Consider the following 24,047-nt stretch of genomic DNA (forward strand, 5'->3'; position numbering starts at 1 on the left):
CACTTCTTATTTATCATGGCATATAAGGCTAAGGCTGTATATGGCTAGTAACGTGTAACACTGTCTGAAGGGTCAAAAGTAATAAAGGCTAATCAAATGCCGCTCATTCCAAATGTTAAAATTTGTTAATGAAAGCAAAAAAGCCATTTCGGCTACAATATACAAAAAAAAATCCGTCCCGAAGAATCGGGACGGAGACTGTTAACCTACAACTGTTACACTGTATTGAAAAATCTTTAATTAACGGAAATTCCGCCCACTTTCTTCCCTATCACCGGCTCTTCTTCAGCTACTTCTGGTTCCGGAAAGAAGTTATATGGCTTGGTAGACGTGTACTTAGGATCGTGTAACATCCTCACATCTGACCGTTTCATGAATATCTTGATCACCAATACCACGAATGGTGCGTATTTAAGTCCCCTCGGCAGGTTATACCTGTCCAAAACATCGATGGAACGCTTGTTCATGGCATACATTACCGGCACCATGATCAGGGTCAGGAAGGTGGCAAACACCAATCCAAACACCATTGTCCAGGCCAGCGGTCCCCAGAACGCTACGTTATCACCTCCGAAGAAAATATGCGGCTTAAACTCACTGAACAACGACGCAAAGTCAATATTGAAGCCCACTGCCAGCGGAATAAGTCCCAATATAGCCGCAATAGCGGTTAAGATTACCGGCGTCATACGGGTTTTACCTGCTTCCACCACTGCCTCGTACACCGGCGTTTTCTGCTGAATCAGTAAATCCGTGAATTCTACCAGTACGATACCATTCCTTACCACGATACCTGCCAGCGCCATAATACCCACACCGGTCATTACTATGGAAATACTCATCTTAAAGATGGAGAAGCCCAGGAATACCCCTATGATACTGAACAAAATTTCCATAAAAATGATCATCGGACGGCCAATCGAGTTAAACTGCGTCACCATGATCATCAAAATGAGACCAAATGCGCCGAGCATTGCCATCATCAGGAAGTTCATCGTTTCCTGCTGATCTTCCTGCTCCCCGGTCATTTTAATTAATACTGACGACGGATGGGTAAAGTCATGCAGCGAAGTTTCAATATGCTGCACCACTTCATTGGCATTGAAGCCGGTTAATATGTTGGAATACAGCGTAATAACGCGTTTCTGGTCGATACGTTTGATCCCTGCATAGGTATTGGAATAATGAATATCTGCTACAGCGGACAATGGTACCTGGCGGATAGCGCCCCCCATATTCATATCCCGGTATACCAGGTTGAGGTTCATCAGGTTGTTGATATTATTCCGCTGATCCTCTTTCAATCTCACCATAATCTTATACTCATCTTTGGCATCACGGATCTTGGACGCTTCTGCACCGAACAATGCTGCACGGAGCGTACTTCCAATCTGCCTGGTAGAAATACCTTCCGCATTTGCCCTTTCCCGGTCAATGTTCACTACGATTTCCGGCTTATTATCCTCAAAATCGCTTTTCAGTTCTTCCACACCACCAATCTGCAGGGAGTCGAGGTAACGTTTAAGTCTGAACGAAGTACCTGTCAGCTCATCGAAGTTATCACCACTGATTTCAATATTGATCGGCTTACCGGTTGGCGGACCGCCCTGCTCCTGCTCTACCGTGATATTGGTACCGGGAATACCCTTCACGGCATCCCGAATTTTATCGAGGTATTGTACGGTAGACTGGTTATTCCTGGCGCCAAATTCCACGAAAGCAACGGTTACTTTACCCTTCTGTGGCTGTGTGCTCATATCCATCTGGGAAGGATCGCCCGCACCTTTCGCTACGTTGGAAATCACTGATTCCACAATTGGATTGTGAGGGCCCAATACTTTATTGATACGGTTCTCTACAATCTTGGTAATAGAGTCCGTGTATACCTGATCTGTACCATTAGGTAATTCTATATAAGTGTAAATAAAGTTCGGATCTGCCTGTGGGAAGAACACTACTTTAGGATTTCGTATAGCCGTGAGCATGATGCTGAAGATCAGCAGGCCGAAAGTGGCAATTACAATCCATACCGGACGCCAGCCCAACAAACACCATTTCAGAATAAGTTTGTAGCGCTCCTGTACTTTAGGCCAGAAAACATGCTGGAAATGACGGGCAACACCGCCTAACCAGAAACGCTCCAGTACAATCATCAGGTACAGGAAGATCACAAAGTTACCTACTCCCACACTGCCATTAGCGTATCCAATCAATGCCACCAGCGCAAATACACCGGAGAGAATCGCAAATTTCTTATCGAATCTTGGCTTCGGATGATTTTCTCCTTCATGGCGATCCATGAAATCAACCGCAAAAACCGGGTTGATGATATAGGCTACCACCAGTGAAGCACCGAGTGTAGTGATGAGGGTTACCGGTAAGTAGAACATGAATTTACCGATTACTCCAGGCCAGAAAAGTAATGGAACGAAAGGCGCCAATACCGTAAGCGTACCTGAAAATACTGGCAGGAACACCTCTCCGGCCGCGATCTTCGCGGCCTTCACAATCCCCAGGTCCTTTCGCTCATTGAAAATACGGTGTACGTTTTCAATGACCACAATGGCATCATCCACCACAATACCTAATGCCAGCAAGAAAGAGAAAAGTACCATCATGTTCAGCGTAAAGCCATACACCGGCATCAGCAGGAAGGCGATGAACATGGAAATAGGTACCGACAGCGCCACGAAGATCGCGTTCACTGCTCCCATGAAGAACATGAGGATAATGGTTACCAGCAGGAAGCCGATAATGATAGTATTGATCAGGTCGTGCAGTGTTACGCGGGTAGACTTAGACTGATCAGCGGTGATGGTTACATTCAGATTTTTAGGAAAATAGTTTTCCTTCATATCTTTTGTAATCGCCTGTATTTTGTCTGATGCATCAATCAGGTTTTTACCACTCTGCTTAACAACGTTGAGGGTGATTACATTTTTCCCTTCCAGGCGGGCGTAGCTTTCCTGTTCCAGGAAACCATCTACCACATTGGCGATATCTCTCAGGTATACGGTTGCACCTGACTGTCCGCGTACAATAATATTACCAATTCTTGCGGGGTCTTTATATTCTCCTTTTACACTGAGGGTCCGTTTCTGACCGTCCATGGCTACCAGCCCCCCGGAGATCGTAATGTTTTCTCCCTGTATGGCACCAATGATATCCTCGAAGCTGATTTTGGCCGCATCCATTTTGTATTTGTCCACGTTGATCTGGATCTCACGTTCCAGTTCACCTACCAGGTCAACCCGGGTAATTTCATTCAACGCTTCAATGCGGTCTTTCATATCATCTGCATACTTTTTAAGAGTTTGCAGGTCGAAATCGCCGGAGAGGTTTACGTTCATGATGGGAATCTGCGATACATCCATCTTCACGATTTGTGGCTCCTGGGTCAGGTTTTGTGGCAGATCCTTTTTGGCATCATCCACTTTCTCCCGTACCCGTTGGCGGGCCGCTTCAATATCTTCATTCGCATTGAATTCGATCGTGATCGCAGAGAAATCCTGCATGGATGTACTCTTGATCTTTTTCACCCCTGAAATACCGTTCAGTTGTTTTTCGATCGGTTTGGTGATCGTGGTTTCCATATCTTCCGGAGACGTACCTGCGTTAACCGTATTGATATAGAATTGCGGAAACACTACTTCCGGGAACTGTTCCTTTGGCAGTGTATTATAGGAAAGAATACCTGCGAGCGCAATGATAATAGTGGCTACGTAAACGCTCACCTTATTATCAATGGCCCAACTGGTAGGCTTAAATTCTTTATGGAGATTATCTTGCATACACTTGGTTTTAGCTGGTGGCAGCCCCTTTATAATTTAATCAGGTCGTTATCGTTCAGTCCCTGAAAACCTGTAGTGATAATTTTATCACCTTTATCCAACCCTGTTTTGATTTCCGCCTTATCATTGTAAGTGCGGCCCAGTTCTATTGTTTTGCGCTGTGCCACCATTTTACCATTGGTACTTTGCGCTACCATTACAAAAGGTTTACCGGAAGTATATTGAATAACGCTTACGGGAATTACCACGGCATTTTTTGCGGTGTAATCCACAATCCTGATATGTGCAATCATGTTGGGACGCAGGCTGTTATCGGCTTTCAGCGGCACTTCAATTTTGATAGTACGGCTCAGCGGATCAATTGTTTTGGAAGCGAAGCCAATAGTGCTGCGGATTTCGCGGTTGATATCCGGAAACGCAATAACTACCGGATCGCCTGTTTTCAACAAACCGGCGTATGCTTCTGCCACATTAGCTGTTATTTTCAGGTTGTTGGCATTTACTACGCGGAAGGCTGGTGCGCCGGGTGCTGCGTTGTCGCCCACTTTAGCAATCACCGCATCTACCGTTCCGCTGATCGGTGCTATGATGCGGGTTTGCGACTGTTGATCCTGCAGGGTAGCCATTTTCCTTTCCAGGCTTTCCTTTTGATTTTTAGCATTCAGGTATTGTACTTCAGAACCTATTTTCTGCGCCCATAAATTCTTTTGTTTTTCGTACAGTGTGTTGGCAAGATCCATTTGTGTACGCAGTTCTGCCATGTTTGCCTTTAACACCTGGTCATCTACCTGTGCGAGTGTTTGTCCCTGGCTTACCGACTGGCCTTCTCTTACGAAGATACCGGTGATTACGCCGGGCACACGGGCAGAAACGTTTACGTTTTCACGGGCATCTACGCTACCCTGTACATCGATATAGTGTTCAAATAATGTATCGGTTACTGCTGTTACGGCTACATCTTTCATTTTCAGTACCGTATCTTTTGTACCTACTTCCTTTTCCAGTGCAGCAATTTTCTTGTCGATGTCTTCATTGAACTTTACTTTCTGTTGTTTCAACTGCTGCAGTTGCTCCGCTTTATTTCCTCCACCACCGCCACAGGCAGCCAGTACAAGTGTGATAATGGGAATCAGGAAAGAATATCTTTTGGTCATGTTTATAGTAGTGAAATGGTGATTGTAATAGTTAAGCTTATAGTTTGCCGTATGATTTCAGCAGGTCTATTTTAGCAACGATAGCATTGAACAAAGCAGTGAAATAATTATTTTGCGCTGTGAGCAGGTCATTTTCCGCAGTGGTCATTTCCAGGCTGGAACCTACGCCCTCTCTATATTTGACTTGTGTAGTATGATATACATCCTGTGCAAGTCCCATATTTTTTTCCTGTGCTTCCAATGTAAGCACGTTGTTACGGAAAGTAGAGGCAGATTGTTCTCTTTCGAGATCTATACCGAGCTTCGCATTTTCAATAGCCACTTCACTTTTCTTTACGTTGAGCCATGCCTGATCTACCTGGCGTTTGCGTTGCAAACCGGTGAAGATGGGTACAGACAGGTTTAATCCTGTGTTGAGGTAGCCGTACCACATCTGGTTTTGAAAGTAGTCAAACTTATCACTTCCGCGGATGGCGCCGGTAGAAGCAAATACTTGTAACGATGGCAGGCCTTTCATTTTGTATCTTTTCAGATCATATTCATTGGCCTTTTTCTGTGATTGCAGTAACTGGTATTCTATACGTTGGGAGTAGTCGAATTTATCCATGTCCAGTACATCTGCCACTATTTTTTCGGTAGACAGTGTATCCGTTAACGTGATCGCCTGTTTAAGCGGCATCCCCATTTGATATTTCAGTGAAGCGGTACCTAATTCCACCAGGTTGCGGAGTTTGGTTTGCTCTGTTTGCAGGTTGGTATACTGTACGATGAGGCGGTCTACATCCAGTTTTTCCACTAATCCATTCTTATAAATCTCTTTGGTTTCACCGAGAATTTTTTCCAGGGAGCTGAGGTTTTCTGAAAGAATAGCGAGTGCTTTATTGGCGGACAGTACATTGTAGTATGCCTTGTATACATTGGACTTTACATCGATCTGGCTTTTGGTCACATTTTGTGACACCAGTACTTCCAATGTTTTACGTGCCTGTAAGGCTACGAGTACGCTTGGATCGAAGAGTGTTTGCGTAAGTTTTACTTCTCCCAGCAAATTGTGTGGCAACTGGAATGACACTACGGTAAAGGAATCTTTAGGTAACCCAAAGTTCCTCATATTGAACATTTGCTTCTGGGTAATAGGATTATACTGGTAAGAACCTGCGCCAGCGATGTTTGGCAGTGCCATACCGCTGATTTCTTTATTTTTAGCCAGTTGTATCAGCTCGTCCAGTTTGGCAGTTTTCACGGAGCTCTGATTAGCCAGTGCGTAGTCTACCGCTTCTTTAGCAGACAGGCTGATGGGCTCGGTGAGGAGCGGCTGTTGCTGGGCGCTGACGTTGCTGGCCACAGACAGTAGCCATACCACAAAAGCCATACTGGTGAGCCTTTTGATTGATAGCATAGTGTTTATTTATTTTGCGATAGTTGTTTATATTCTTCAATAAGCTGGTATCCTTTCAGGGAAGCTACTCCGTACAAAAAATTTTCCAGTAACACCCGCTGCACCTTATTCATATCATGGCTACCGGGGAATATTTCGGGTTTAAAGCAGATCATGCAGGAATGGATACGGTATTGTGTTAGTATCCGGATATCAAGATCCGGCCGGTAAACTCCTTCACTGATACCTCTTTCCATGTTCTCACGGATCATGGTAGCGAGGGTGTTGTTCTGATATTCTTCGAAAACCTGGTAGGCTTTTGAGTGAAATTTGTGAAGATCCAGCATAATTACCGGGTTCATGTTCCGCAGGCGGCGATCGATCATCTCCATTACCAGGAATAGTTCGTCAATAGCGTCTTTGGACTTTTGGCGGTCTGCCAGGCATTCTTCATTGACCACTTCTATGAACCGGCTGATGGTTTGGGTAACCATATCATCCTTATCGGTGAAGTGAGCATATAGTGTTTTCTTGGATATGCCCATTTTTACAGCGATGTCGTCCATGGTAATTGAGCGGGTACCAAACTGACGAAACAGGCTGAAAGCCGTGTCCATAATACGTTCCTGTACTTCCATAATTTTACAGCAATAACCCTCTTGTTATGCACTACAAAACTATGGAAACTTTCCAAACTTCCAAAGTTTCCAGTATTTATTTTTTACATGTGGCAACATTGATTGATACGCAAAAAGCGGAAGGCCGACAGCAAAAAGCCATCGGAGCGTGGATAATGTGGCTGGATTTTGTCTTTGTGCAGGATTAGACTGATTATACTGATTTTTTATTTTTTGATTTTAGGAGATGAGGGAAGATGTCTGTTATCATCTTTTTAAATCTTTCAAATATAATCAGCATAATGAGCCTAATCCTGCACAAAGACAAAATCCGCTCACATCATCCGCTTTATTGACTAATTTTGCGCTTCTAATCACAAACCATGTCGCCAAAACTTAGATTTAAGGTATTTGCATCGAGGCTGTTGCGTTATTTCTTTCAGGGCCTGCTTATCCTGGCTCCCATAGGAATTACGGCGCTCACCCTGTACTGGGCTTTTGTTACCATTGATAACATTATTCCCAAAGAGATGATTCCGGATGGCGCCTCTTTCAGTTTTCTGAAATACAAGGGGGTAGGATTTGCATTGGTATTCCTGTTGATTATCGTGGTAGGATACCTTAGCTCCTCTTTTATTATAGGCAGAATCTTTGATTTGTTTGACCACCTGTTGGAGCGCACCCCGTTTATCAAGTACATCTATACCTCCATTAAGGATGTATTTGATGCCTTTGTGGGCGAGAAGAAAAAATTTGACCACCCGGTGCTGGTGCAGATTTATGGGGTAGATGTTTGGGAGATGGGGTTCATTACGCAGACGGATGTCAGCAATTTTGGGCTGGAGGGCTACATGGCAGTATATGTGCCGCATGCCTACGCCATTACGGGTAAGGTATTTATGGTGCCTAAAGACCGGGTGAAAGAGTTAACCAATATATCTGCCGGAGAAGCCATGAAATTTGCCGTAAGTGGTGGTGTCACCAATATTTAATTAAATTTTCCCGCAAAGGCGCAAAGGATTCCTTTTCGTTTTTGCGGAAAAAAAATGGCTATATTTATCTTCCCAAAAAATATATAGCCATATGTTAACCCAAGCCTACCTGCGGATTTCCGTATTATTTTCTGTATTGATATTATCATGTGAAGATGCCCATGCCTGGGGATTTTTTGCGCATCAACGCATTAACCGGCTGGCCGTATTTTGCCTGCCCCCGGAAATGATGATTTTGTATAAGCCGGCACTGGAATATCTTACCGTGCATGCCACAGATCCGGACAAACGCCGTTATGCAGTGGCGGCGGAAGGCGCCCGGCACTTCATTGATATAGATTTGTTTGATACGCCGCCATATGATCACATTCCCCGTAACTGGGCAGATGCCGTGGCACGGTATACGGCCGATTCGCTGAACCGCAACGGCATCTTGCCCTGGCATCTTGAAAAGATGATGGCTATGCTTACCAAAGCTTTCCGTGACAGGGACCAGCAGCGTATCCTACAGTTATCGGCGGAATTAGGGCATTATGTAGCAGATGCACATGTTCCCCTGCATGCCTGTTCCAATCATAACGGGCAGTTTACGGGACAGCAGGGCATACATGGCTTATGGGAATCGCGCATTCCCGAGTTGCTGGCCGACCAGGAATTTGATTACTGGGCCGGGAAAGCCGTTTATATCCGGGAGCCGCGCACCTTTATCTGGGATATTATCCGGGTGAGTGGCCAGGCCGCAGATACTGTATTGCAGTATGAAAAGCGGCTAAGCGCGCAGTTTCCGCCAGGTCGTAAGTATGCGTATGAAAACCGAAACGGAGTATTGATACGTACTTACGCAGATGACTATACGAAAGCGTACTATTTATCGATGGGTGATATGGTAGCCCGGCGCATGAAAAATGCGATAGCGGGGGTGGCGGCGGCCTGGTATACGGCCTGGGTGAATGCAGGGCAGCCTTCTTTACGGGAGCTGACCCATACAACCCTTACCCCGGAGGAGTTACAGGAGGTGCAAAAGCTGCAACAACAATGGTTACAAGGGCAATTACCCGTTAGGGAGGAGTAAAACGGCTAAAATATTTATGGTAATACTTAATAATTAGAAAAGAAATTTTATCTTTGCCCATACCATCTTTTAGCCTATCCTACACCACGCACCTTAGGTTTTATTATAAAACACCCGTGCCGTTTTTTTCCGTTTCCTTAGAAAAACCAAAACAAAGTGGAAAGATCAAAAAATGAATTTAATCTGAATCGCAACATGAAGGTGCATAATTTTAACGCAGGTCCTTCTGTATTACCTAACGAGGTATTGTACAAGGCCAGTAAAGCGCTGATCGACTTTGAAGGGTCGGGTATGTCTATACTGGAGATTGGACACAGAACACAACCGTTTATTGCGGTGATGGACGAGGCGCGCAACCTGGTGAGGGAACTGATGCAGCTTGATGACGACTTTGAAGTGCTCTTTTTACATGGCGGCGCCACCACGCAATTTATGCAAGTGCCCATGAACCTGCTGGAAAGCAGTGAAACGGCCGCTTATGTAGATACCGGCGTTTGGTCCAATAAGGCTATCAAAGAAGCAAAATTGTTTGGCTTCGCCGATGTAGTGGCGAGCTCCAAAGAAAGCAACTACAATCACATCCCCAAGCAGTTTACCATCCCGCCTCAAGCCAGTTACCTGCATATTACCACTAACAATACCATTTATGGTACGCAGTGGCATATGACGCCTGTTACCGATGTCCCCCTGGTAGCAGACATGAGTAGTGACATCATGAGTCGCAGTATGGACTTTAACAAGTACTCGCTGATTTATGCCGGTGTACAGAAAAACATGGGCGCTGCTGGCGCTACCATGGTAGCTATACGCAAAAGCATGCTGGGGAAGGTATCGCGCAAAATACCCGCTATACTGGACTACCGGAATCACATCGAAAACGGCTCTATGCTGAATACCCCTCCCGTTTTCGCCGTGTATATTTCCATGCTTACCCTGCGCTGGCTGAAAGAGCAAGGCGGTATCCCTGCTATTGAAAAAATAAATGATAAGAAAGCAGCATTGCTCTACGATGAAATTGACCATAACCCGCTGTTCCGCGGCACCGTGGTAAAAGAAGACCGTAGTAAAATGAATGCCTGCTTCATTATGGATAAGCCGGAAATGGAAGAAGAGTTCCTGAAATTCTGTAAAAAAGAAGACATTGTAGGTATCAAAGGACATCGCCTGTCTGGCGGATTCCGGGTATCTATGTATAACGCCCTGCCTTATGAGAGTGTAGAAGTAATGGTGGAAGCCATGAAATATTTCTCCCTGAAAAAGGCCTAAAATTTTTTCTCCTTAACAGCTACGGAGTTGTGGCCAGATCTACTGTGATCTGCCTGCAACTCCGTAGTGCGTTATTGGTTATTCGTTGTTTTTATCGTTACATTTACTACTCACACATACATTCATCCATCATGGCTATTATCAGACCTTTTAACGGAGTAAGGCCAACAGCAGAATTGGCACCCAAAGTAGCCGCAAGGCCCTATGACGTACTCAGTTCGGAAGAGGCAAAAATTGCCGCCTCCGGTAACCCGTACTCTTATTATCATGTTTCAAAATCAGAAATAGATCTGCCGGAGGGAATAGATACCCATAGCCAGCAGGTATATGATAAAGCAGCAGAAAATCTGCACCGCCTGATAAACGACGGGGTGCTTTTTGCCGAAACCCAGCCTGCTTATTATATCTATAAACTGGTGATGAATGGGCGCGCACAAACCGGCCTTGTATGCGTATCATCCATCGCAGACTACAACAACGGGATCATCAAGAAACATGAATTCACGCGCCCGGACAAGGAACTGGACCGCATCAATCATATTAAAACCACCAAAGCACAAACCGGTAATGTTTTCCTGGCCTATAACGATGTGCCGGAAATCAATGCGCTGGTAGATCAGTGGCAAGAACATCACTCCCCCGTTTACGATTTCACCGCAGATGACGGTATACAACATACCGTTTGGGTAATCAATGCTCCGGCCACCGTAGCGGATATCACTTCCCTGTTCGCCGAAAAAGTTCCCTGCACCTATATTGCAGATGGACACCACCGTGCCGCTTCTGCCAGCCTCGTACAAAAAGAAATGGAAGCCGCCGGCAAAATCACCTCCGTGGAAAACCCGGTCAACTATTTCCTCACCACAATATTTCCTGCCAGCCAACTGGCAATATTAGACTACAACCGGGTAGTGAAAGACCTGAACGGCCTAAGTACCGCCGCGTTATTATCGCAGCTGGACTATGATTTCACCGTAGAAGAAATTGGCCATCTTCCGCAGCAGCCTTCGATGTTACACGAATTCAGCATGTATCTTGATGGCAAATGGTATCGGCTGGTAGCACAAGACGGCACCTATACCACTGATCCTATCGGCATCCTGGATGTGACCATCCTTTCTAATAATGTATTGGATAAATTACTGGGAATCAAAGATCAGCGCACCGATAAGCGAATTGACTTTGTAGGTGGCATCCGCGGATTGGGAGAACTGGTAAAACGGGTTGACAGTGGCGAAATGAAAGTAGCCTTTGCCTTGTACCCGGTTACCATTCAACAGTTGTTTGATATTGCCGACAGCGGTAATGTAATGCCCCCCAAAAGTACCTGGTTTGAACCAAAGCTGAGAGACGGACTGATCACACATATCATTTAATCAACATATCGTCCCCGGTTATTCAAGAACCGGGGACGTTTTTGTTTCCCATTCTATATTCCTTACTATGAAAGCATCAGACAATACGCGAACGATTTTTGATGATGACCCTTTACTGGCAACAGAAAAGAAAAAATTTTACCCCACACTTGGTCCAGCCTGGCTAATGCCTGTTTACGTCTTTGTTTTGATCCTGGTATTTTTCGCCACCAGCGAAGTTATTTTCCCGGACTTTATAAAGAATAAATTATTGACCAGTATAGCATCTATAGTGCTCTACTGTAGCCTGTTGGCGGTTATACTACTCTATAGTTATAACAGGAAGAAAAAAGTAGAGCCAGATTATAAACTTGTTATCAAATTTCCTGCTACAGTTGTACTATTAACAGGCCCATTCCTGATGTCTGCACTCTATGTATTTGTATTTGGCATGCAGGAGTGGTTTCATTTAAGCATGCTGACAGAATGGGACTCCTCTGTATTTCTTGTGATCCGGGAAGCTCCGTTATTTTATTGCTTTATATACTTCTTTGTTGACCCGCTTATCCAGGAAATACTGATGAGAGGGATTGTGTTGGATAGTTTTCTGAAAAACTACACCCCCGTAAAAGCTATTTTCAATGTGATGGCCATTAGTTTTGCCTTTAATTTATCCTTTACCTCTTTCATATATGTAATTTCTTTCAGTGTAATGCTATCGTGGCTATATCTGAAAACAAAGAATCTTGGCAACACTATTTATATGCAACTTTTATGCGGCCTTATCCCCCTTTTATTGGTATTTACCCTACGGGATGAAGTAACTGCGCAGCTACGACAGGTTTTTAATTCTCCTGTTTGGGTGGCTGCCAGCGCCATCATTGTCATTATCTGCGTTATTACCCTTCAAACAAGTTTACCACAACCCAACAAGAAATAAATTAATATATAATCTAAATTCTTCGCACCGGCTGCACTCATTGATTGATCCGCGGGACATTACCCCATTTTCCTTACTTTTACAGCAAACGAACAGACAAGGAATGAACAAACGGTCTTCTTTATTGAGAGCTTTTATAGTTGCGGGAGTTTTATTTTCACAGGCGGTAGTAGCCCAGGATGCCAAAGAGTTGTACAATACAGCCTCCGGCTTCATTCGTACCGGAGATTATTCTAACGCCGTACTGGTGCTGAACCAGGCTTTACAATTGGAGCCGGATAATTATGAATATAAGAAGCAACTGGCCTTCACCTTCTACCTGAAAGGAGACCTGGTAAAAGCCAAAAGTGTGATAGAGCCCTTGTTGAGTAACAAAGAAGTAGATGTTCAGGCTTTCCAGATTGCAGGGAATATTTACATTGGCCGGGAAGAATGGAAGGTCGCCCAGCGTATGTATGAGCGGGCATTGAAGAAGTTTCCCAACAGTGGTGAGTTGTACAACGACAATGGTACCCTGCTGATGAACTTTAAAATGTATGATGGCGCCCTGCGTAGCTGGCTCAAAGGCATAGAACAAGACCCTGCATTTCCGGGGAACTATTATAATGCCGCTAAAACATACGACTTTAGTAACGCGCCGTTATGGTGCATCTTATACGGCGAAACGTTCATGAATATGGAAAGTTTCACCACCCGCACGGCCGAAATAAGAAACATTGTGCTGGAATCTTATAAGAAGTTATTCAATGACCCGTCGCTCTTTGACGCCATGCTCCCTGATGATAAAAAAAGCAAAAAAGGGAGCTCAGATTTTGTGGAGGCCTACAAAACCTGCATGGGCAAGCAAATCAATGTAGTAACAGGTGGCATTGATCCGGAAGTACTGGTAATGGTACGTACCCGCTTTTTGCTGGACTGGTTTAACTTCTACGGGATGAAATATCCCTTTGCGCTCTTCGATTTTCAACGTAACCTGTTACAGGCAGGAATGTTTGAATCATATAATCAATGGCTGTTTGGCCCTGCTGCCAACCAGGCCGGTTACAAAGCATGGATTGCATTACATAAACAGGACTATGATGACTTCCTGAACTACCAACGTAGCCATCCATTAAAGCCAAGACCCGACGAGTATTACAACGATGGAAGGTTTACGCTGATCAATTCGGGATATTAGTATTTAGATATTTTTTGATTTATGGATTTAGTCATTTAGTTGCTGTAGCAACTGAATGACTAAATGCGTAAATTGTAAATCTCAAATTCTGAATATGCTCGTTAACAAACACCAAAACATTATCGACAATGCCGTAAAGGCAAATCACGAAAGAACCTTCTATTCGCAATATCCGGAGCACCCTAAAGCTTACGGCGATGAGGCGCATGCCAGGGGCGTTCAAAGTTATCAGCAATTACTGGGCAAACCCTTCAAACAATTACTGCAAACTGGTGAAACCGGGTGGACCGGGGAAGAAGTATCTCCCTATACCCGCGAGGTGCTGGGTGTTACCTATCCTATTTTTGCGGTCAACGACCTGCTGGCAAAAGCAGCCATCGCTGGTAAAAGCTGGGGGCAGGTACCGGTAGCAGAACGAGCGGGCATCCTGACAGAAACCCTGGAACGCGTCAAAGACTATTTTTTCGATATTGCCAATGCCACCATGCATACCACCGGCCAAAGCTTTATGATGAGCTTCCAGGCTTCCGGCCCACACGCCAATGACCGTGCACTGGAAGCAGTAGCCACCGGGTACCATGAATTACAACGCTACCCTCCCAGCCTTACCTGGGAAAAGCCGATGGGCAAAACCAGTATCAAACTATATAAAACATTCAAGCCGATTCCTAAGGGCATCGGCGTAGTGATTGGCTGCTCCACCTTCCCGGTATGGAATACCCTACCCGGTGTATATGCCGACCTGATCACCGGCAATGCCGTGATTGTAAAGCCACATCCAAAAGCGATTCTTCCTATAGCCATTGCCGTGAGCGCCATTCAGCAATCGCTGCAAGACAACGGCTATGATCCCAATCTCTGCCAGTTGGCTGCAGACAGCTCTGAGCAGCTGATCACCAAAACACTGTGTGAGCATCCGGAAGTAAAACTGATAGATTATACCGGCGGCAGCAGCTTCGGTGAATACATTGAATCACTTCCCGGTAAAACGGTGTTTACAGAAAAAGCAGGGGTAAACTCTGTTATTCTCGACAGTGTAAAAGACCTGGATGCTGTTATCCAGAACCTGGCATTTTCGGTTAGCCTGTATTCCGGTCAGATGTGTACCGCACCACAGAACTTTTTCATCCCCGAAAATGGCATACAGACAGAAAATGGACTGGTACCCTTCAATGAAGTAGTACAACGGTTTAAGGACGCTGTAGTAGGCCTCGTGAACCATCCTAAAATGGGTGCAGGCACCCTGGGCGCCATCCAAAACGACAGCACCCTTACCCGGGCAAAAGAAGTACGTCACCTCGGCGGTAAAGTAATACTGGAAGGCACTCCGGTGGTAAATGAAGAATTTACCAATGCCAGGGTATGTGCCCCCACCATACTGGAAGTAACCAGTGCAGATACTGCTATCTACGAAAAGGAACTTTTCGGCCCTGTGGTATTACTCATTAAAACCCGGGATACCGATCACAGTATTCAACTCGCCAGACAAATGGCCATAAAATATGGCGCCATTACCTGCGGTGCTTATACCACCGATCACGACACCAAAGAAAAAATCACGACAGAAATGAACAGCGTGTTTACCCCGGTATCCTTTAATCTCACCGGCTTTATATGGGTAAACCAACATGCGGCATTTTCCGACTTCCATGTTACCGGTGGCAACCCGGCAGGCAACGCCAGCTTTACCAACCAGGAATTCATTGTGAAGCGATTTGTGTGGGTAGGTAACCGGGAACTGGCTGAATAGCGAAACCTATTAACAAGCGTCCCGGTTGACGGGGCGCTTGTTTTTTAAAGCATATATGTATTTATGAAAAAACTGCTATGTATCATTCTTCTTTTTGCCTGCGGCATTATAGCATGCGAGCAGGCGCCTAAAGCCGACAAAGCCACTATTACGGATGCGCAAACCGTACATGCCGGCACCGGACACGCCTACCTGCCGGATACCACCAGCAGCGTAGTAGAATGGATTGGTACCAAACCAACCGGCAAACATCATGGCACGCTGAAACTCGCAGGCGGCGCCCTGTATGTAAACGATAGCAGCGTTACCGGTGGCCAACTGGTGATTAACATGACTTCCCTCGAAGACAAAGACCTCGTGGGCGATACCGCCATGCAACATAAGCTGGAAACTGAACTAAAAGGTGAAATGTTTTTCGACGTCAAAAAATATCCCACCGCCACATTTGAAATTACTAACGTAGCCCCATTTCAACCTGCTGCCGGTGATGAACTCACTTTAAAAAATGCCACACACATTATTAAGGGTAATCTCACCCTGAAATCTATTACTAAAAATGTGTCTTTCCCTGCCAGCATTACTTTCAGTCATAACACCGTGAATGCCACTGCCAGCTTCAATATAGACCGTACGCAATGGGGTATCACCTATCGCGCTGACAAATCATTGCAGGACAAACTGATTAACTCACAGGTAAATATCAGCTTTAATATCCGCGCGACCCGCTAAGCCTGCTTTTTCGTTTTTTTTCTCCGTGAAGCCAATAAAATATTTTAAATTTAGTATCACCACTATTACCTAAAACTTGACTTCAATGGAAACTCCACAAGAAAGAGATGACCGGCTTTGGCGCATCGCGAAAGCAAGAGCCGGATTTAAATCACATCTTATCATATATCTCGTGATTAATATGGGAATGTGGGCTGTTTGGTTTCTGACCGACAGTGATAAAACAAATGGCACACCATGGCCGGTATGGCCGGCACTGGGCTGGGGCATTGCATTGTCTTTCCAATATTTTAATGCCTATCACAAAGACCCATTCGGAGACACACTGAAGGAATATGAAAAGCTAAAGGAACAACAGCAAACGCGTATTTGACATTTGAGGCAAAACAAAATTACAACAGCATGAAGGATCAACCGCAGCGACTATTTGACGTGATTTCTTACCAATTAGCGAACTATCCTAAAACCGATATGTTAGCCGGCAAAGAAAATGGAGCATGGAAAAAGTATAGCACAAAAGAAGTAGCGGACATTACCCTCAAATTCAGCGCCGGCCTGCTCAAACTAGGTATCCGGCCAGGCATTAAAAACAACGAGGAAAAAGATAAAATAGCCATCATTTCACCCAACAGACCAGAATGGATACTCACCGACCTGGCCTGTCAGCAATTGGGGGCCGTACTTACGCCCATTTATCCTACCATCAGCGAACATGAACTGGCTTATGTACTCAATGATGCTGAAGCACGCATTCTCTTTGTCAGCGACAAAGACCTGCTTAACAAAATCAATAGCATGCGCGACCAGTTTCCCACCATCCGGGAAATATTCACTTTTAATAAAGTGGAAGGCGCCAGGCATTGGACAGAAGTAGTGGAACTGGGCGATGAGGCAGACTTTGAAGCAATAGACACCACCCGGAAAAATATATCTCCCGAAGAACTGGTCACTATTATTTATACTTCCGGCACCACCGGCACGCCCAAAGGCGTGATGCTCAGCCACCATAACGTGATGAGCAATGTGCTGGCCTGCCAGCCTTATTTACCGGTTAGCAAAGAAGCCAGAGCCCTCAGCTTTCTTCCATTAAACCATGTATTTGAGCGAATGGTGACCTACCTGTATCTCCTGTCCGGCGTGCCCGTTTACTATGCGGAAACCATGGATACCATTGGAGATAATCTGAAAGAAGTAAAACCTACCATTTTTACTACCGTACCACGCCTGCTCGAAAAAGTATATGAAAGGATTATGACCACCGGCCTGGAACTCAAAGGCATTAAAAGGGCGCTGTTCTTTTGGGCAGTAGGCATTGGCAAGCGCTACGAAATTAACAAAGACCAGGGCGCCTGGTATAATCTACAACTCAAATTAGCTAACAAACTGATTTTCAGTAAATGGCGTGCTGCTTTGGGTGGTAGAATCCAATGTATCGTAAATGGAGCGGCCGCCTGCCAGGTACGGTTACTCAAAATATTTACTGCCGGCGGCATTCCTATCCTGGAAGGCTATGGTCTTACGGAAACGTCTCCGGTAATCAGCGTAAACCGGTATGAAGAGCAAGACCGGATGTTTGGCACCGTAGGCCCCATTATCAGTGGCGTAGAAGTAAAGCTGGCAGAAGACGGTGAAATCCTCTGCAAGGGCCCCGGCGTAACTATCGGCTATTACAAGCACCCCGATCTCACCGCTGATGCCATAAAAGACGGTTGGTTTCATACCGGCGATATCGGCGTACTGATTGATAACAAGTTCCTGAAAATAACAGACCGCAAAAAAGAACTCTTCAAAACCTCTGGTGGCAAGTTTGTAGCACCTCAGCCCATTGAAAACAAGTTCAAAGAATCGCCATATATAGAGCAGATCATGGTGGTAGGCGAAGACCGCAAATTCACCGGCGCACTAATTGTTCCCTCTTTCAGTAACCTGCGCGGCTGGGCCACCAAAAACAATATTTCTGCCACTTCCAACGAAGAACTGGTGAAAAATCCAGCAGTGATAGACCTCTTCAAACAAGCGGTGGACAAGTACAACCAGTTTTTCAGTCATATTGAACAAGTGAAAAAGTTCGTTGTTCTCCCCCATGAATGGACAGTAGATGCCGGCGAACTCACCCCTACGCTGAAAGCAAAGCGGAAAGTGATCCTGGAGAAATACAAAAAAGAAATTGAGGGCATGTACACCCCGTCGGGCGGGAAAGTAGATATAGAAAGTCTTTAAATATTAATTTAAAACCCTTACTTTTGCCACCCAATCCCAGAAAAATTGGGATATGGCCTCATAGTTCAATGGATAGAATAGAAGTTTCCTAAACTTTAGATACAGGTTCGATCCCTGTTGAGGCTACTAACAGGAAAAGTAATTAACATTGCTTTTCCTGTTTCTATTTTACCCCCACTTGCAGATTTTTACTCATCGTTTCTTTCATATTCACCCAAACCACTATCCCTGACAACAACGTCACCATACCTGCAATATGCACCGCCCAAATTAACCCGAAATAATTCCCTACAATACCTGCCATCAATGCGCCAATAGCATATCCCATGTCCCGCCAAAACCGGTATACGCCCAATGATGAAGCCCGCCAGGCTGGATGTGCGGCATCGCTCACTGCCGCTAATAAAGCAGGATAAACCATGGCGGTTCCTAGTCCTAACAAAACAGAACCTACTACACCCGAAGGTAATGGTGCGAATATCTCCAAACCAATGACAATGTGTCCCGCTACCTGTACAAACATTCCCCAAACAATCAGCGGCTTTCTGCCCCATTTATCTGCCAACGGTCCTGTAATGATTTGTCCGGCACCCCATACTACCGGGTAAATGGCCTTGATCCAGCCTACCCCTTCCAGGCCAACCCCCATTGACATAAAGAGTAATGGAAATACGCCCCAAGACATCCCATCGTTTAGATTGTTGATTAGCCCGGCCTGTGAAACAGCAAACAGGTTCCTGTTTTTAAAGGAGGTTTCTTTAAACACCCACCACAAGTTGGGTTTATGCGTTTGTTCTCCTGAGGTAGTTATTTGTATCTCTTTTGCTTCTAATGTCGCATGTTTCCTGGTGTCTTTGATTACAAAAATGGAAAGTAATAATCCGATAGCGGTATAAGCAATCCCAATATAAAAAGGCTGTGGGCGTAGTCCGTAATGCGAGGCCAGATAACCGGTAAGTAGCGCGGTTAGCCCCACAGCCCCATATCCCGCGGCTTCATTCAATCCCATGGCAAGACCACGGCTTTTACGCCCCACAAGATCAATCTTCATATTCACCGTCATTGACCAGGCCAGGCCCTGACTGATGCCCAATAAAATATTGGCAAATAAAATCCAGTTCCAGGAAGGCCCATAAGCCAATAAAAAAGGTACCGGAAGCCCCACTATCCAACCTCCTGTCAATACCTTCTTACGGGTGTATCTATCTGCCAGTACGCCTGAAATCAGGTTGGTAAATGCCTTTACCACACCAAAGGCGATGATGAACGAAAAAACAACTACATCTGACTGTATCCTGAACTCTGAGGTACCTACCAATGGTACTACTGTGCGTTCCAGACCAACCATCCCTCCCACCATCATATTCACGAGTATCAAAAGGGTAAATTGTTGCCAGTTTTCTTTTAATCCTAATCTTATTTGCTCCACTATTCAGGGCTTTAAAAAGTTCGACTTATATTCGCTTCACCCGCTGCAAATCTATGCAAAGTACTCAGCTTAGGGATTTAACCAAAGAATTAATTATATTATGTAACAATACGACCCTTACCCATTAACTACCAACAATGAAACTATACTGTTTAATCATCCTGACTCTATTTGTAGCTTCCTCTTTTCCTTCACAGTCACAGTCAAACAGACATATCATCATAGAAGGGAAAATAAAAAATTGCCTCAGACCTGATTCGCTGGCTGTTACTGCAAAAGGATTGCTTTTGGTTAACCCCAGGGAGATGATTAAAGTTGATAAAGATGGCCGATTTCACCAGGAGATTTCAGCAGGCGAGACACCCGACCTGCTTATAGCGTATGGAAACAATAGTACGATTGACTTATACACCGGCAATAAATCCACTATAAAACTTGAATGGGAGCAGGATAACTTCCCGGGATCATTAATGGTGTCAGACAAAGATGATCACATGAATAGATTCCTCATTGCCTATCAAAATAAATTCCAGGATAAAAAAGAAGAACTACAGGACAAAATAAATTCAATGGGTTCACTGGAAGCCGTTATTAAAACCATAAAAGCGAACAACGAAACACAATCTGATTTCCTGAGACAAAATGGGGGTCAACTAACGCCCGCAGAATACCTGAAATGCGCCACCGACATATTTTATGATAACCTGGGTAGCATTGTGGATGCCCCTGCATTTATGAACTATAACTTCTCCGATCACAGCTTACAGGGTTTTCCTTTTATTCCGCTCTACAGTCGTTATTTAGATAGTTTGAAAAATGCGATTGACCTTAGCATGAAAAAGAATAATGCCCCTTCCGAGATGATTGAAAAATTTAGCCGGGCCCAACTTACCAATACTTTTATTTCTACCTATAGCATCATTGACACGGTAGCCTTGTATCAAAGCAGCTGTTACCGGGAGTTCCTCCTTACTTATCTTGGAGATCTTACAAACAACATCTCATACCGGAATCTGGGGATAGATTTCGGTAATTCAACATTTCAGTATCAGCAATTACTAAATGCGATGATTGCGAATAAAAAAATTGTTCAGTGGCTGGTTGCTACAAAGATCCAGCATAAATTGCTTTTCAAAGGAACAGACAAATTTCCTGTTGATGGTTTTAATAAAGAACTGGAACTTGTAGACGATCCTGGTCTAAAAAACGAGCTTATCAGTTATTATGATGCGATTGCTAAAATAAAAAATGGCAGTAAAGCGCCTGTTATCACTTTCCTGCGGGAAGATGGAAAAACCGATGCCACCACAAATTATAAGGGCAAATACATTTTTGTTGATGTATGGAGTAGCTATTGTGCCCCCTGCATCAGCGAAATCAACCATTATAGTGAAACTACTTTTAACCGGTTTAAAGGAAAAGACATCATCTTCCTTTATATTTCTTTAGATACGGATAAAAAAGCATGGTTAGCAGCTGTTGGTAAACATAAACCCAAAGGGATTAACGGATTGGCTATGGGTGGATTTAACAGCCAGTTTGCGAAGGATTATGCCATATTTGCCGTTCCGAGATACTTACTTATCTCTCCGGAAGGGAATATTATAGATTCAAGCCTCCAGGGATTCACTCACCTGGATGAGGAAATGCTAACGAAACATTGATAGATATAAGCGGCTATAATTTAATCATCTAACTCAAACAACAACATATGATACGCCCATATATCGCCACAGATCAAAACGAATTACTGCATATTTTCCAACTCAATACTCCTGAGTATTTCGATCCAAATGAACTGGTTGATTACCGTAACTATTTAAATGAGCATGCCGAGCGTTATTTTACGATTGTATACAATAATCGTATAGCCGGCGGCGTAGGATATCATGTTAATGACGCCACTAAATCAGGCCAGATTACCTGGATACTATTTCACCCGGATTATGCTGGCGTGGGACTGGGAACACTGGCAGTAACACATTGTATCACGCTGTTCAAATCATACCCAGCTATTGAAAAACTAATAGTCACTACTTCCCAAAAAGCGTATCGCTTTTTTGAAAAATTCGGTTACCAACTGATAAAAACGGAGAAAGATTATTGGGGCCCAGGATTGGATCTTTACTGGATGGAGCGCGCGCTTTAGCAGCATTTAAACAAATGAAATGGATGCAGGCAAACCACTGATACCTGTGGTTCGCCTGATCAGGAACTACTTCACCATTCGTTGTACGGGCATACCAACATAGACGCCAGCTTCATTTATATTTTTCGTCACTACTCCTCCCATGCCAATCGTTACATTATCCACCAACTTAATGCCTTCCCGGATAATAGCACCGGTTCCAAAATAAACACATTCTCCAAAGTGACAGTTACCACTAATGTTGGCTGCTGGTGCGGATGTAAAGAAATCGCCGATTACGCAGTCGTGACCAATAGTGGTTTGCAGATTCAGATGAACATGCTTCCCAATTTTTATGTTGCAGGTAATAATAACACCGGCAGTAATAATGCTGCCTGCACCAATTTCAACCCATTGGGATATTACTGCAGATGGATGAATGATAGTAGCATAAGTAGTATTGGCAGGCAGCCTTTCCACAATCTTCTTTCTTTCTACCGGCGCGCCCACAGCCACCACTACATCGTATAATGCTGCATCAAATTTTGAAAAAGGAATCACGTCTATTCCCAGTATCGTCGTTTCCTTATAGTATTCGTCGTCCACCATAAAACAAGCGACGTCACGCACATCCTGCGTTTTATCCAGTCCATCTATTAAGCAACACAATGTTTCACGGCCAAATCCTCCCGCACCTACAATACATATTTTCTTTTTACCTGCTGTCATATACTTCCGGTTAATTTAGGTATTCATAATGATTAGCATCTCAAAAGTATGAAAATAAATAAAGGTTCAAAAGCAGAAATTCAGTTAAATACACAATAAAAAATATAAACATATATGAATGCCTTTATTTTATAGCCAATCTTTGTACCTTCATTAAATCCTTGCAATTACAAATTGCGGGGATTTATAATATTAATCAGATGATACCAGTAACCAAGCCCTTTCTTCCGCCGCGGGAAGAATATAACAAATATCTGAACGACATATGGGAGCGTCAATGGCTTACCAATCATGGTCCGTTAGTGAATGAGCTGGAAAGCAAATTGAAGGAACACCTGGATACCTCCAGCCTGCTGTTTCTTTCCAATGGCACCATCGCTATTCAGATTGCCATTAAAGCGCTTGAATTGTCCGGCGAAATAATTACTACCCCATTCTCTTACGTGGCTACCACCAGTACCATTGTATGGGAAAACTGCAAGCCTGTTTTTGTAGATATAGATCCACTGACATTTAACATTGATCCGGCTAAGATAGAAGCTGCTATTACGGAGAAAACAACTGCTATCCTGGCAACGCATGTTTTCGGTAATGCGTGCGATATAGACGCCATTGCAGCCATCGCGAAAAAGCACCAACTGAAAGTGATTTATGACGCGGCACATGGCTTCGGCAGTCTTTATAACGGTAAATCAGTTTTTGAATACGGAGATATCAGCACCTGTAGTTTTCATGCTACTAAAATTTTCCATACCGTAGAGGGAGGCGCCGTATTTACCACGCAGCCCCAACTGCTGGAAAAGATGCTGCTACTCCGCAATTTCGGGCATACTTCTCCTGTTACATTTGATGGTATTGGCATTAATGCGAAGAACTCTGAGTTCCATGCAGCCATGGGCCTCTGCTGCCTGAAACACATGGATGAAATATTCAAAAACCGCAAAACACAGTGGCAACACTACCAGGCGGTACTACAGGAATCCAATAAGGTGCAGCTGCTGACCGTCACCAAAGGATGCGATTTTAACTGCGCTTACTTCCCTGTTGTTTTTGAAAGTGAAGCGGTGTTACTGAAAGTGGTGGCCGCATTGAATCTACAGTATGTGCAGCCGAGACGCTATTTCTTCCCGTCGCTGAATACGATCAATTACGTGGATCATCGCAGTTGCCCTCATTCAGAATCAATTGCGCAAAGGGTATTGTGCTTACCGCTCTATCACAACCTGCGAAAAGAAGACCAGGACATGATCCTAAAAGTGATCCTGAAGAACTTATAAAAAAAGCTCAAAGTGTTCACCACTTTGAGCTTTTTTATGCTTT

The 24,047-nt window shown here is 44.4% G+C and carries 20 protein-coding genes and 1 tRNA gene; 15 read left to right on the forward strand and 6 right to left on the reverse strand.

All coding sequences use genetic code 11. The features are described from left to right. Positions 1-236 precede the first annotated feature (236 nt). The 4 genes from AC5ZC7_RS27285 to AC5ZC7_RS27300 are packed head-to-tail and all read right to left on the reverse strand — an operon-like array spanning position 237 to position 6,961. Positions 237-3,791, reverse strand: a complete 3,555-nt coding sequence (locus AC5ZC7_RS27285; protein WP_496162204.1) for an efflux RND transporter permease subunit — start codon at positions 3,789-3,791, stop codon at positions 237-239. Between the two features lie 29 nt (positions 3,792-3,820). Beyond that, positions 3,821-4,945, reverse strand: a complete 1,125-nt coding sequence (locus AC5ZC7_RS27290) for an efflux RND transporter periplasmic adaptor subunit (RefSeq protein ID WP_496162205.1) — start codon at positions 4,943-4,945, stop codon at positions 3,821-3,823. A 37-nt stretch (positions 4,946-4,982) separates the two neighbouring features. Next, on the reverse strand, positions 4,983-6,344 hold the full coding sequence (locus AC5ZC7_RS27295) for a TolC family protein (RefSeq protein WP_496162206.1): 1,362 nt from the start codon (positions 6,342-6,344) through the stop codon (positions 4,983-4,985). 5 nt (positions 6,345-6,349) lie between these two features. Beyond that, positions 6,350-6,961, reverse strand: coding sequence for a TetR family transcriptional regulator (locus tag AC5ZC7_RS27300; protein ID WP_496162207.1), 612 nt, complete (start codon positions 6,959-6,961; stop codon positions 6,350-6,352). Positions 6,962-6,987: 26 nt separating this feature from the next. On the opposite strand from AC5ZC7_RS27300, the gene AC5ZC7_RS27305 reads away from it, so the two are divergent. From AC5ZC7_RS27305 to AC5ZC7_RS27360, 12 genes are all read left to right on the forward strand, one after another. After that, positions 6,988-7,149, forward strand: a complete 162-nt coding sequence (locus tag AC5ZC7_RS27305; protein ID WP_496162208.1) for a hypothetical protein — start codon at positions 6,988-6,990, stop codon at positions 7,147-7,149. Between the two features lie 174 nt (positions 7,150-7,323). After that, on the forward strand, positions 7,324-7,932 hold the full coding sequence (locus AC5ZC7_RS27310) for a DUF502 domain-containing protein (protein WP_496162209.1): 609 nt from the start codon (positions 7,324-7,326) through the stop codon (positions 7,930-7,932). 91 nt (positions 7,933-8,023) lie between these two features. Then, on the forward strand, positions 8,024-9,004 hold the full coding sequence (locus AC5ZC7_RS27315) for a zinc dependent phospholipase C family protein (RefSeq protein ID WP_496162210.1): 981 nt from the start codon (positions 8,024-8,026) through the stop codon (positions 9,002-9,004). Between the two features lie 156 nt (positions 9,005-9,160). Next, a complete protein-coding gene (serC, locus tag AC5ZC7_RS27320; RefSeq protein ID WP_496162211.1) occupies positions 9,161-10,270 on the forward strand; it encodes a 3-phosphoserine/phosphohydroxythreonine transaminase in 1,110 nt (369 codons plus the stop codon). Positions 10,271-10,401: 131 nt separating this feature from the next. Continuing rightward, a complete protein-coding gene (locus AC5ZC7_RS27325; protein WP_496162212.1) occupies positions 10,402-11,646 on the forward strand; it encodes a DUF1015 family protein in 1,245 nt (414 codons plus the stop codon). A gap of 67 nt (positions 11,647-11,713) precedes the next feature. Then, positions 11,714-12,565: a CPBP family glutamic-type intramembrane protease gene (locus AC5ZC7_RS27330; protein ID WP_496162213.1), complete on the forward strand. Its 852-nt coding sequence runs from the start codon at positions 11,714-11,716 to the stop codon at positions 12,563-12,565. Positions 12,566-12,668: 103 nt separating this feature from the next. Further along, positions 12,669-13,742 carry a tetratricopeptide repeat protein gene (locus AC5ZC7_RS27335; RefSeq protein ID WP_496162214.1) on the forward strand — a complete coding sequence of 358 codons (1,074 nt, stop codon included), beginning with the start codon at positions 12,669-12,671 and terminating at the stop codon, positions 13,740-13,742. Between the two features lie 94 nt (positions 13,743-13,836). Next, complete coding sequence (gene paaN, locus AC5ZC7_RS27340; protein ID WP_496162215.1) at positions 13,837-15,492, forward strand: phenylacetic acid degradation protein PaaN; 1,656 nt, start codon at positions 13,837-13,839, stop codon at positions 15,490-15,492. A 63-nt stretch (positions 15,493-15,555) separates the two neighbouring features. Then, positions 15,556-16,221: a YceI family protein gene (locus AC5ZC7_RS27345; RefSeq protein ID WP_496162216.1), complete on the forward strand. Its 666-nt coding sequence runs from the start codon at positions 15,556-15,558 to the stop codon at positions 16,219-16,221. Positions 16,222-16,306: 85 nt separating this feature from the next. After that, a complete protein-coding gene (locus tag AC5ZC7_RS27350; protein ID WP_496162217.1) occupies positions 16,307-16,594 on the forward strand; it encodes a 2TM domain-containing protein in 288 nt (95 codons plus the stop codon). Positions 16,595-16,623: 29 nt separating this feature from the next. Then, positions 16,624-18,441, forward strand: a complete 1,818-nt coding sequence (locus AC5ZC7_RS27355; RefSeq protein ID WP_496162218.1) for an AMP-binding protein — start codon at positions 16,624-16,626, stop codon at positions 18,439-18,441. A gap of 54 nt (positions 18,442-18,495) precedes the next feature. Continuing rightward, positions 18,496-18,567 (forward strand) — tRNA-Arg (locus AC5ZC7_RS27360). A 37-nt stretch (positions 18,568-18,604) separates the two neighbouring features. Here the strand turns inward: AC5ZC7_RS27360 and AC5ZC7_RS27365 are convergent. Next, the gene (locus AC5ZC7_RS27365; RefSeq protein WP_496162219.1) at positions 18,605-19,870 is read right to left on the reverse strand and encodes an MFS transporter; all 1,266 of its coding nucleotides are present in this window, start codon (positions 19,868-19,870) and stop codon (positions 18,605-18,607) included. 305 nt (positions 19,871-20,175) lie between these two features. Between AC5ZC7_RS27365 and AC5ZC7_RS27370 the strand changes: the two genes are divergently transcribed. Continuing rightward, on the forward strand, positions 20,176-21,534 hold the full coding sequence (locus AC5ZC7_RS27370; RefSeq protein WP_496162220.1) for a redoxin family protein: 1,359 nt from the start codon (positions 20,176-20,178) through the stop codon (positions 21,532-21,534). Positions 21,535-21,581: 47 nt separating this feature from the next. Continuing rightward, positions 21,582-22,019, forward strand: a complete 438-nt coding sequence (locus AC5ZC7_RS27375; RefSeq protein ID WP_496162221.1) for a GNAT family N-acetyltransferase — start codon at positions 21,582-21,584, stop codon at positions 22,017-22,019. A 66-nt stretch (positions 22,020-22,085) separates the two neighbouring features. Here AC5ZC7_RS27375 and AC5ZC7_RS27380 read toward each other — a convergent pair whose 3' ends face one another. Beyond that, positions 22,086-22,727, reverse strand: coding sequence for a NeuD/PglB/VioB family sugar acetyltransferase (locus tag AC5ZC7_RS27380; protein WP_496162222.1), 642 nt, complete (start codon positions 22,725-22,727; stop codon positions 22,086-22,088). Between the two features lie 200 nt (positions 22,728-22,927). Here AC5ZC7_RS27380 and AC5ZC7_RS27385 point away from each other — a divergent pair, with 200 nt between their 5' ends. Beyond that, complete coding sequence (locus tag AC5ZC7_RS27385) at positions 22,928-24,004, forward strand: aminotransferase class V-fold PLP-dependent enzyme (protein WP_496162223.1); 1,077 nt, start codon at positions 22,928-22,930, stop codon at positions 24,002-24,004. Positions 24,005-24,047 lie beyond the last annotated feature (43 nt).

It is taken from the genome of Chitinophaga sp. 9-1-y (assembly GCF_059511905.2).